The organism is Sulfobacillus harzensis (genome assembly GCF_012933365.1).
Taxonomy (GTDB): domain Bacteria; phylum Bacillota; class Sulfobacillia; order Sulfobacillales; family Sulfobacillaceae; genus Sulfobacillus_B; species Sulfobacillus_B harzensis.
The window spans coordinates 1-2970 of record NZ_JABBVZ010000203.1 but is presented as its reverse complement, the minus strand read 5'-3'; the positions used below and the strand labels follow the sequence as shown (position 1 = coordinate 2970).

Here is a 2970-nt window from a genome sequence, read left to right as displayed (position 1 = left end):
TGTTACGACGTTGGTCGTTTGTTACGTTCGTTCATGTGGCATGATGATATAGTTTTCAAGGACCGGCACTGTCTCGCAACAGCAAAATTTATTATATCGTGTCGACGATTGGATGTCTACTGGAATTTTTCAGCTCCGCGACAGAAGTCGACGCCGATCAAAACCGTCGTCTATTATCGATCGGACTCGCGAATGAATCAAGCGGAAATGGTCACCAATCGTGGGATTAGCCGACGCGTTTTTTAAGCCGTTTCGCCAAAAACGGCACCAAGTACTGAAAAATTGCGCCTAAGGCATGCCAACGCAGTCGCGGCTGCCATGCCTTCCGCCACGCCGTCTTGGCATGTTCCCGATCATGCTGCAATGAAAATGACACCCAAAAACGCAAGTGATGCCAGCTCTCCAACGTGGCAAACTGTGCCCGGGTAATGACCGTGGTCCCACGATGCTTGTCCAGCATGGGCTGCATGGTGCTGTACACCCGCCACACATCCTTGCTGTAGCCGGTGGCGACATCGCGATACTGGACCAACGGCCAGTCAACCTTCACGATGTTAGTATGCTCCGAGGCGCGAAGCCAAAAATCCCAGTCTTCCGCCCCATCCACCTCAGGATCAAATCCGTTCAATAGTTTGGCCAGACGCGTCGACATAAGCACCGTCGAGGTTTGAAACTGATTCATGGTTAACATGTCGCGATATGTGAGACGCGTCGTGGGCACGGGGTTGGGGACCGACGTAAACTCCGTGCCGCGAACCCAATCGGAAGCAATCAATTCCACATCTGGAGACACCTGGGCCATTTGCACCTTCAACTTATCCGGGTGCCACGTATCATCGGCGTCTAAAAAGGCAATCCATTCGCCCGTCACCAACTGAATTCCCTGGTTGCGCGCTCTGGATGGGCCGCCGTTGGGCACTCGCACAAGACGCACACTGGGAAACTGGTCTCGTACAAGGGGGGCCGTCCCATCGTTGGACCCGTCATCCACCACCACAATTTCATGCGCCGGCAGACTTTGCTGGAGAACAGAGCGAATAGCGTCCACCACCGTGTCTTCTGCGTTGTAGGCAGGAATCACTACACTAATGGATGCCAACCCCGTCCGCTCCTTTCCGCACCCGTTCCCCCAAGGCGTCTAACGCCACATCGGAATCCTTCAGCACCACTCGCCGTCCGTGAAAGTATTGATATGGCTCCGGACCCCGACCGGTAATCAGAACACAATCGGTGGCCTGGGCCTCCTTCACCACCCAATGGATAGCCCGGGCACGATCCAGTTCAATTTTTATCAGCTTGGCCGGATCCACCGTGTCAATCCCTTCCCGAATCGCTTCCGCAATGGCATCCGGCTCCTCATCATTGGGACTGTCGGCCGTGAGCACAACGCAGTCAGCCAAGGTCGCCGCAACACGCCCCATCTCCGGACGTTTGCCGCGGTCCCGCCCGCCACGGGCGCCGAAAACCAACCACACGCGGCCCTCCACCATTTTGCGTACGGTGATCAAGGACTGGGTTAATCCGTCCGGGGTATGGGCATAGTCGACAATGACCGTAGGCTGGCCCGGCTGCTGCAACACCTGCATACGGCCCGGAACTCCAGGAAGTTCAGGGATCACCCGTTGAATGACTTCAGGCGATACCCCTAACGCCAATGCCGCGGTCACAGCTGCCGTGAGATTGTAGACATTATATTGACCGGGATGATTCAACTGCGCTTCAATCGGTCGGCCCTGTCCGGCATCAATGCGGACCCGTGAGCCCCATGCTGTGGCTTCAAGAATCTCCGTCCGCACGTCACCCGCCTCTAATCCGTACGTCACCACCGGGCAGACCAGACCCTCTCGAACCACATCTGAGTAGCGGTTGTCGGCATTCAGCACCGCCCCTAAGGAATCAGCCGGCAATCGTTGAAAAAGCTTGGCCTTGGTTGCCACATAGTTTTCCATGGTTCCATGAAAATCAAGATGTTCGCGGGTAATATTGGTCAACACCGCCAGGTCCCAACCAATTTCGTCTACGCGGCGCTGGGCAATGCCATGCGAGGAGACTTCCACGACCGCGTGAGTCGCTCCATTCTGACGCATCTCCCACAATTGGCGTTGCAGTTCCGGACTTTCCGGGGTGGTTAAAATCGAGTTTCGGACGCGGTTTCCGGTATCGTTCACGACGCTCGAGATCATGCCGGCACTGATGCCTCCTGCCCGCACCAGCGCCGTCAACCAATAAACCACCGAAGTCTTGCCGTTGGTGCCAGTTACACCGATGGTCACCAAATCACGGGAAGGATAATGATAGTAGGCCGCAGAAAGCTCGGCGGCAGCCCGCCGGCTGGATTCCACTTGAAAATAGGGGACAGGAAGATTCAAGGGGTGCTCGCCGACAATGGCCACAGCGCCCCGATTGATGGCATCCTCGACAAAGGCGTGGCCGTCCGATATCGCGCCCGGAATGGCGACAAAGATATACCCCGGCTTCACCAGCCGAGAATCGATGGCGACCCCTTGAATGACGTCGCTAAGGCGCCATTCATCACCCGTTTTAGTGATGCCTGCTGCCATACTTACCTTGACCTCCCTGTGACTCCCCATGAGTATCATTCACCGTTTAGGCTCGTGGCATGAGCAAGGTTCCACGGCAGCGTATCACGTACGTATTCCGTCCATAATAGATTAACGGTTTACCCCATCACGACGCAACGCGTTTTCTTGAATTCCGTCACCTTATCGCATGCCATCCACATAATCCCATGGTATTGAGGGTGACTTGAAAGGTGTCGATTTAACACATTTTCCCACATATAAAAGATATGCTCGTGTCGGGTTAAGCCTGTGGCCAAATTTGCGTAAGAGGCCATAAAAAAAGCCCGCTCACACGAGCGGGGTTTCGGAACAAAAATGGGTCGGCACGGCCTGATGATCCCGGGGCCCTGCGGCCCCAGTAGTCTCAGCGTGCGCGAGGGGGACGACC

General features: G+C 55.6%; 2 protein-coding genes. Both read right to left on the bottom strand.

The window, feature by feature from the left end; translation table 11 throughout:
* Window positions 1-226: 226 nt before the first annotated feature.
* A complete protein-coding gene (locus HIJ39_RS22235; RefSeq protein ID WP_169103228.1) occupies window positions 227-1099 on the bottom strand; it encodes a glycosyltransferase family 2 protein in 873 nt (290 codons plus the stop codon).
* A complete protein-coding gene (locus tag HIJ39_RS22230; RefSeq protein ID WP_169103227.1) occupies window positions 1086-2561 on the bottom strand; it encodes a UDP-N-acetylmuramoyl-L-alanyl-D-glutamate--2,6-diaminopimelate ligase in 1476 nt (491 codons plus the stop codon). Before HIJ39_RS22230 ends, HIJ39_RS22235 begins: the two co-directional genes overlap by 14 nt.
* Window positions 2562-2970 lie beyond the last annotated feature (409 nt).